The sequence below is a fragment of the Nostoc sp. PCC 9305 genome (assembly GCF_963920915.1).
Lineage (GTDB): Bacteria > Cyanobacteriota > Cyanobacteriia > Cyanobacteriales > Nostocaceae > Nostoc.
This window is the reverse complement of record NZ_CAWUDN010000007.1, coordinates 120022-127879: the sequence shown is the minus strand read 5'-3', so window position 1 is coordinate 127879 and position 7858 is coordinate 120022. Positions and strand designations below refer to the sequence as shown.

General features: G+C 40.5%; 8 protein-coding genes and 1 pseudogene. 2 read left to right on the top strand and 7 right to left on the bottom strand.

Features of this window, described 5'->3' with window-relative positions; genetic code table 11:
• Nucleotides 1-50: 50 nt before the first annotated feature.
• The 3 genes and pseudogenes from ACM0OX_RS04740 to ACM0OX_RS04730 form a co-directional block, all read right to left on the bottom strand.
• Nucleotides 51-869, bottom strand: coding sequence for an ATP-dependent nuclease (locus ACM0OX_RS04740; RefSeq protein WP_414513473.1), 819 nt, complete (start codon nucleotides 867-869; stop codon nucleotides 51-53).
• A 298-nt stretch (nucleotides 870-1167) separates the two neighbouring features.
• Nucleotides 1168-1407 carry a hypothetical protein gene (locus ACM0OX_RS04735; protein WP_104909601.1) on the bottom strand — a complete coding sequence of 80 codons (240 nt, stop codon included), beginning with the start codon at nucleotides 1405-1407 and terminating at the stop codon, nucleotides 1168-1170.
• A gap of 409 nt (nucleotides 1408-1816) precedes the next feature.
• Nucleotides 1817-2008: pseudogene (locus ACM0OX_RS04730) on the bottom strand (signal peptide peptidase SppA); the annotation flags it as partial.
• A gap of 199 nt (nucleotides 2009-2207) precedes the next feature.
• On the opposite strand from ACM0OX_RS04730, the gene ACM0OX_RS04725 reads away from it, so the two are divergent.
• On the top strand, nucleotides 2208-2765 hold the full coding sequence (locus ACM0OX_RS04725; RefSeq protein WP_289799537.1) for an HPP family protein: 558 nt from the start codon (nucleotides 2208-2210) through the stop codon (nucleotides 2763-2765).
• Between the two features lie 76 nt (nucleotides 2766-2841).
• Here ACM0OX_RS04725 and sppA read toward each other — a convergent pair whose 3' ends face one another.
• Together sppA and fni are read right to left on the bottom strand one after the other, a co-directional pair.
• The gene (sppA, locus tag ACM0OX_RS04720) at nucleotides 2842-4677 is read right to left on the bottom strand and encodes a signal peptide peptidase SppA (RefSeq protein WP_414513471.1); all 1836 of its coding nucleotides are present in this window, start codon (nucleotides 4675-4677) and stop codon (nucleotides 2842-2844) included.
• A 168-nt stretch (nucleotides 4678-4845) separates the two neighbouring features.
• Entirely contained in the window at nucleotides 4846-5895 is a 1050-nt protein-coding gene (fni, locus tag ACM0OX_RS04715) for a type 2 isopentenyl-diphosphate Delta-isomerase (protein WP_414513469.1), read from the bottom strand.
• Nucleotides 5896-6048: 153 nt separating this feature from the next.
• Here fni and ACM0OX_RS04710 point away from each other — a divergent pair, with 153 nt between their 5' ends.
• The gene (locus ACM0OX_RS04710; protein ID WP_414513467.1) at nucleotides 6049-6633 is read left to right on the top strand and encodes a Uma2 family endonuclease; all 585 of its coding nucleotides are present in this window, start codon (nucleotides 6049-6051) and stop codon (nucleotides 6631-6633) included.
• A gap of 53 nt (nucleotides 6634-6686) precedes the next feature.
• On the opposite strand, the gene ACM0OX_RS04705 is transcribed toward ACM0OX_RS04710, so the two are convergent.
• Nucleotides 6687-7100, bottom strand: a complete 414-nt coding sequence (locus ACM0OX_RS04705) for a hypothetical protein (RefSeq protein WP_414513466.1) — start codon at nucleotides 7098-7100, stop codon at nucleotides 6687-6689.
• A gap of 396 nt (nucleotides 7101-7496) precedes the next feature.
• Nucleotides 7497-7730, bottom strand: a complete 234-nt coding sequence (locus ACM0OX_RS04700) for a hypothetical protein (protein ID WP_414513464.1) — start codon at nucleotides 7728-7730, stop codon at nucleotides 7497-7499.
• Nucleotides 7731-7858 lie beyond the last annotated feature (128 nt).

Sequence of the window (7858 nt, the reverse complement as noted above, 5' to 3'; positions counted from 1 at the left end):
GCTCTGGTTAAATTTTCGTTACATACTTATAAATTTTCCCGCCGACTTACTTACTTTAAAACAATATTTGAATGAGTAGTAATGATAAACTGGTTTGTTTTTGATTTTTCAAGAATAAAATTTAAGAGCTTTTTTAACGCCTTGGGATGAATGTCATTTTCTGGCTCTTCTATCAAAAATAGCTGGTCTTTAGCCATACAAAGATCCAGAATTAATCCTAAAATGTTTACTATTCCTTCTCCCATTAGCTCTAATGGAATATGATGGAAGTTATCCACAATATATACAGACTTCTTACCGTTATTGGACGGAAAAGAACTTATTTGAAAGCCGAAAATATCCCTACAAGCTTTTACGTACTCATTTTTCGCTGGCAAACCATCTGTAGTAATCCGATCTACTTTGGCGTATAAATTAGAAAAATTTCCTATAACTGAATTTGAATTATGAAGGTTTATACCTTCATTAAATTGCGTAACTTTTCTCTTAGAAAGAAATGGATATATAAAGTTTCTAGGCTCCATATTTACAATACAATTCTGATTAAAATCAGTTCCATTAGTAATTAGCCCCTGATTACTAATAGTGATTTCAAGATAAGTTTTGTTATCAATTGAATTAGCAATTACTGGATTAAAATATTTATTTATATTCCCTTCAAAAGTAAGTATTATACCTCCAGTCTCCTCATTTATCCTTATATCTTGTGTCGTAAATGACGATCTGTCTTGCAGGAAAAGTAATGTTCTTAATATTGTTGTTTTCCCACTATTATTCTCTCCTACTATTAAATTTATGCTTGGAGAAAGCTCGATTTCTGCATTTTCATAAGCTCTTACATTACTTAACTTTACTTTATGTATCTTCATTTTTTACTTATCTATATATATATTGCACTAAAAAATTTGTACGCGATCGCTAGAGGAGTTTTGTCGCTGGGTGTACCGCTTCATGGGCAATGCTCAGTTCATCTCTCCTCAACATCTAGCTGAACAACATCAGAAATTTGCTCGTGCATTAATAGATCGGTATTCTTCCAAAGCCATATAAATTAAGATAATTGACCCACATAACTTTAATGCTGGGCGACAGTCAAAGTGTAGGCACTGGCTAATTAGTACAAAAATCTAATCTAACCCGAAGTTTCGGGTTAGTAGTAGTTCATACTCAATCTTCATTCCGTAACTGCCAGACTGCACCAAAAGCTGCCCCAGCCCCAGCTAACAATCCAGTACTCATTCCTTGGATAGTTTTTTGGAATGGATCTTGAGTTAGGCACTCACTTGTAACCTTACTGTCTTCCAGGCAAAGACTACTTTCTGCCCAACCAGCAGTACCTCCTAAAATTACACCAGTGATACTACAGGAAACAATTAGCAGCAAAAGACGTTGTGTTTTTCTAGCCATAGATGGATGTTTTACTCAATTTTGTATTTTAGACTTTAAATTGGATAGGTATGTAAATACACTTGGATTTAAATCAAAAATTTCAGATTTTTCCATACTTGAGCCACTATTTAAGCGGGCTGCTTCAGTAAAATTCCAAATCTAAAATTCTGTCAAAGGTTGGAAATTGTAGTTTACTCTCAACTACTTTACACATCCAGGCAAAAAATGTCAGCTGGTTTATGGCTGGCGAGGCCAACTCATGCGCCTCGCCGTAATGATCTGTCAAGTTTAAAGTGATGGGTAAACAATTTCGTAGTAAGGGTTTTAGTCCTGAGAAAACAAGGACTAAAACCCTTACTACAAATCCTCAAAACTAGTTTGACGTAGTATTGCATGAGTTGTTGCTCACTGATGCTCAAAAAAATATCTACTCAATCTTCAAGTTGAAAGGCAAGCGGGCGTATACCCCCTGTGGAGCGTTCATCTTGTGCAGAATCTCTACTTCCTGTTGTAATTTCTGAAATTCAGCGGTGAGGGCATTGGATTGTTTGAGTTGCGTCCCCTTAATTCCGAAAGCAGTCCGCGCTTCTTGTGTTGCCAGCCCAAAAAAGCGTTCTCCTGATTACGACCTTGGCAAGGCCAACTCATCCGCCTCGCTGTTCAAATTAGCCGTATTTAGGCAAAACTCCAATAAAATAAAAAAATCTGTGTATTTAGATACTTTTTAGAGATTTTTTTCCTAAATGTCATGTTATTGTAACTTAAGCAAAGGCTTGCTCAATCAATTCAAGGAGTCATGAGTATCGAGTGGTTGATTCATGATCGATAGTAAAAAAGTTCGGTTGAAGTGGCAAAATTATTGGTTTAAAACCTTTGGTAGATGGCGCTCGTGTCCGCTAACCTGTCCAATAGAAAGACCTCATCATCGGCATGTTTTTTGGAGTTGGATCGGTAGTTTTTTAGCCATCACAGCAACGTCCTACCTTGCTGTCAAAACTAATTCTCCTTTGCTGATGGCTCCTTTTGGTGCTACAAGTGTCTTGATCTTTGGTGTCCCTGACAGCCCTTTGGCTCAACCTCGTAATGTCATTGGGGGTAATCTTTTAGCTGCTATAGTGAGTCTGATAATTCTGCATTTTTTCGGTTCCTCTCCCTTGGCAATGGGAATGGCTGTTTCTAGTGCGATCGCAATTATGCAGTTTACCGGAACTGTACACCCACCTTCAGGTGCTGTTGCATTAGTCGTTATGATGACGAAACCGGACTGGCAATTTTTGCTAACACCTGCCTTTGAGGGATCGATGATTCTAGTACTATGCGCTGTGATCTTTAATAATTTAGCAGCAGAAAGGACGTATCCAAAACACTGGTTATAACATTAATCTCTAGAGCAAAATTAATCGTATCAAGTACAAAATGTAGGGGCAATTCATGAGTTACCCCTACAAAAAATTACTCAATCTTCAAGTTAAAAGGCAAACGGGCGTAAACTCCTTGCGGATCGTTCATCTTTTGCAGAATCTCTACTTCCTGTTGCAATTTTTGGAATTCAGCGGTGAGGGGATTGGATTGTTTGAGTTGCGCTGACTCAATTCCGAAAGCAGTCCGCGCCTCTTCTGTTGCACGCCCAAAAAAGCGTTCTCCGAAGCTGCTAGTGCGAGGATATTCTTGCACTTCCCAGTCGTCTCCTAGTTTCGCCTCCTTGGCAGTGTATGCGATCGCAGTATTCAAACCACCAATTTCATCTACCAAACCAATTTCTTTGGCCGCCTCACCCGACCAAACCCTTCCTTGGGCAATTTCTGCTACTTTTTGTTCTGGGAGTTTCCGACCTTGAGAAACTTTATTCAGAAACATATTATAAATACGGTTAACACTGCGCTGATAAATTTCTAACTCTTGAGGCGATTTCGGACGCGAAACTGTTTGACTATCAGCATAGCGTGCGGTTTTCACTGAATCCCAAGTAATACCATTATTATTAGCCAGCTTTTCCCCATTGAATAAGATCCCAAACACCCCTATGGAACCTGTAATGGTATTTGGTTCGGCAAAAATGCGATTAGAGTCGCTAGCAATCCAATAACCACCAGAGGCGGCGACATCACCCATTGACACTACAACTGGTTTTACCTCACGAGTTAATTTCACTTCTCGCTGCATGACTTCGGCTGCGGTAGCACTACCACCAGGACTATTAATTCGTAATACAACAGCCTTCACATCTTTATCTTGTCGCAACTTGTTGAAGATTTTCGCAAAGCGATCGCCTCCTACTTGCCCATCTTCTCCTTTACCATCGACAATCTCGCCCTCAGCATAAACAACGGCAATTTGATTTTTGGAGTTACGTTCTACACCCAAAGATTTACCAGAAACTTGTGCGTAGCTATTTAGGCTAATTTGTCGGAATGTTTTGTCTTCTTTATCGCTATTTGTAAACTTTTTCAGGTCAGCGACAACTTCATCGGGGTATTGTACTAGATCGACTAAACCGTTAGTTTTGGCTTGTGTGGCTTCTAGTAAGGACTGATTATCTGCGATCGCTTGCAATTTATTGGGTTCAATTTTCCGACTTGCGCCGACAGCAGTGCGCCACTCTCCCCAAACATCATCCAACAATTTCTGAGTTTGTTCGCGATTTTCTGGACTCAATTTGTTGAGAATAAATGGTTCAACGGCTCCCTTAAATTTCCCGACTCGCACAACTTGAACGCCAATGCCATACTTCTGCAATGCTCCTGCTAAAAACATTGGTTGTGAACTCAAACCGTTGACTTCCATCATTCCCAGAGGGTTAAGGACAATGGAATCTGCCACTGAACTAACGTAATATTCTTTTTCACTCCAATCACTGCCGTATGCCACAATCTTTTTCCCCGCAGCGCGAAACTCTTCCAGCGCTTTCCGAATTTCTTTCAGGGAGGCATAGCCGACGTTACCAGCTTGGCTTGTGTTCGTTGCATCCACATAGATCCCGACAATGCGCGGATCGCGCCGCGCCTTTTCCAATGTTTCCACAACTTTGCGGAGTGCCATCCTATCTTCATCCACACCTGAAATTGTGTTTTGAAACAGTTCCCCGGAACTAGGTTCGTTATCAGTAATTTTCATTGACAAGTCAAAAACCAACACTGACTTATCTTTTACATTTGGCCCAGTATCTTTAGACGAGCTAGCAGCCAATATCAGCAAGAACAGTCCAGTGGTTCCCAAACCACCGAAAATAATTAGTCCTAGTAAAGTGCCAACTAAACTAGCAAAAGTTTGTTTGATAAAATTACGCATTAGTTATTTAGTTATTAGTTATTGGGCAAAACAGTTCCGTTAGCGGTAGCGGGGCATTAAGCCAGTTCCGAGTAAAAAAGTGAGATTCCCCACTCATTACTCATTACTCATTACTCAACACTCTTAAGGGACATTGGGCATTTACAAATGACCAAATGACCTATTTACCTATTCTATGCGCTGTAAACTGCCAGAGTGCTTTAACTGATACAAGGTAGCATTGCCAGTACAAAATAAGACTGTGGTGATTTCAGCGATTAATACTTCAGCGAGTTCGGCTACTGCTGTCTCTGATATTGCTGCTGCTTGCAAGAAAGGCATTGCTAAACCAGCTATATCTGCTCCCAAGGCGATCGCAGTTGCAACATCCAATCCATGACGCAAACCTCCTGAAGCAATTAAGGGCACATTTGGAGCGATCGCTCTAATAGTTGTAATGCACTCTGCCGTCGGTAAACCCCAATCGGCAAAAGTCATCCCTAAGCGACGTTGCAAGGGATTTTCTGCCCGTTCGCTTTCTACTTTTGCCCAAGAAGTACCCCCTGCACCTGCCACATCAATAGCTGCTACTCCGGCGGCGATGAGTTTGTTGGCGATCGCTGCTGAAATGCCGTTACCAACTTCCTTCGCAATTACTGGCACTGGCATTTTGCCGCATAAATCAGATATCTTGTCAAGCAAACCCCGGAAATTAGTATCGCCTTTGGGTTGAATGCACTCTTGTAGAGGGTTAATGTGTAAAATCAGGGCATCAGCCTCTAAAATATCAACTACGCGCAAACATTCATCTAAGCCGTACTTGTAGTTAAGTTGTACAGCCCCCAAGTTCGCAAATAGCAGAACGTCAGGGGCATACTTGCGGACAGCAAAAGTATCAGCCACCTGGGGTTTTTCTACCGCTACCCGCTGAGAACCGACACCCATCGCAATTTTGTAGTGTTGCGCGACTTGCGCCAGACGTTGGTTAATCATTGCGGCTTGTTCTGTTCCGCCAGTCATGGAAGAAATTAACAAGGGTGCGCCAAGGTGTTTCCCCAGGAAAGTTGTACTGATATCAATATCGTTGTGGTTGAGTTCGGGTAAGCAAGAATGGGTAAAGCGATAACGTTCCAGTCCATTGGTGATTTGGTGAGACTGAACATCTTCTTCTAAACAGATCCGAATGTGATCGGCTTTGCGATTCTGAGTTTGTGCAGAGATATTGGTAGGGGCGTTCACTAGTGGGTATGGCTAAAAGTATTGGCTTGCGATCGCTATTGTTACATTGTCTGCAACCGTATTTGTATAACAAAAATATTTATTTTCGCTATCTTTCGGGTACGTTACGCTATTGATAACATATCCATTCCCTCATTTTATGAGTTAATTAATATGGTTTTACAAACAGAAAAGCACTACACCCCAGAAGAATATTTAGAATTAGAAGAGAAGGCTGAATATAAAAATGAATACAGAGATGGAGAGATTATACCTATGACAGGGGGGACAACTAACCACAATAAGATTGCAGGTAATTTTTATAGAAGGTTTCCCCTGACTGTGCAAGGACAAGATTATGAGATTTACATAGGGGATGTGAAATTATCAATTCCTCGTTATCGCCTTTATACTTATCCTGATATTATAGTCATCAAAGGTAAGCCTATTTATGAGGGAACAGGTACAACAACTATTACTAATCCTTTATTAATTGTTGAAGTCTTATCAAATTCAACTAAAAATTATGACAAAACAGATAAGTTTAAATATTATCGTTCAATTCCTGGTTTTCAGGAATATATTATGATTGACCAATATAGTTTTGCTGTGGAACAATTTGCCAAGCAAGCAGAAGGTCAATGGATTTTTAAGGAATATGAAGGTGAAGATGCAATTTTAGTCTTAGATTCTATCGATTTTCAAATTACCTTGCGTGATATTTATGAGCGAGTTGATTTTGAGTTGATTGAAGAATAAGACTGCGATGACATGGGCATCATTCATCGCGAATGATGCCTATTTGTTACTCATTACGCCGTCTGTGTAGAAGCCGCTTTTGAGTCTGCGGTGGATTTTAACCGGGTGATTGTGGCTTTACGAATGCGTAGGCGTAGCCCGCCGCAGGCATCGCTTTTGCGTACTCCGCCTGTCATTTCGTATTCCCGGCTGTCTTTGCCATACTTCAACACCACACCACTGACTAAGCGTTCTGAAGTTTCGCGAATGGTCTTTTCAAGGGTTTCTATTTCTGCCTTTGCTGTGTCAAGGGCGATTAACATCATATTATATTGGTCAATCTGGTTGCGAAGCTGCCCGGTTAACTGGGTTAAATGATTTACACTGATGGAATCACCAAAGTCGAGGCTAGAATCAATTGATTTAAATCCAATTACTCTCTGTTCGGTTTTTTCTAGCACGTTAGAACTTCTTTTTTTGCGTGGCATCAATGCACTCCTTTTACTAAACTTTATCTCTCTAGAGTGTCTCAATGGGGCAGTCTAGTTAGTGGTTCAGTAAAACTTGCAAAATAAGAACAAGAGAGACGCGATAAATCGCCGTCTCTACAAAGCGTTTTTGTCATCTATTATGATTTTTATCAAAAAACCCGATCCCAACCGGATTGCACGCAATCGAGAAACGTAACAAATAGATCATACATCTTGTAGAGACGCGATTCATCGCGTCTTCATCCCACGATTCATCGCGTCTTAAACCAAGGATGTATTGCAATCATTAATTAAACTGGTATTAGATTTTTTCATGCAATTAAACCGGATTCTTGTATGAATCAACCAATATAGCCACAGCCCCTCTTTGCAAACAAAAAAGGGCTTATGTTATTATTCCTCCTCAGAACGGCGATGCTTGGGTAACAGGCTCTTTTTCTGTTTTTCTTGCAAACTGCTGGCTTGTCTCACAAGTGAAATCGACTCCTTAACGACCCATAGTAAAACCGTGATTGGTGAGTCTCCTTGCTGAATTAGGTTTTCGGCATTTACGCCAATTAACATCACTTGTATTGCAAGCAAGAAAGCGATCGCTCTTTGACTTGCGTTTTGATGCTTGTTTTTCATTTCGTACCACCTAAATGTCTTGAATACAAGCATCTCTTTGGGGTGGTGAACGCAATCAAGGCGGATAAAATCTCGTTAAAATCAGGAATACATGGGTTTGGGGTGGTACATTCAATTAGGGGTAGCCC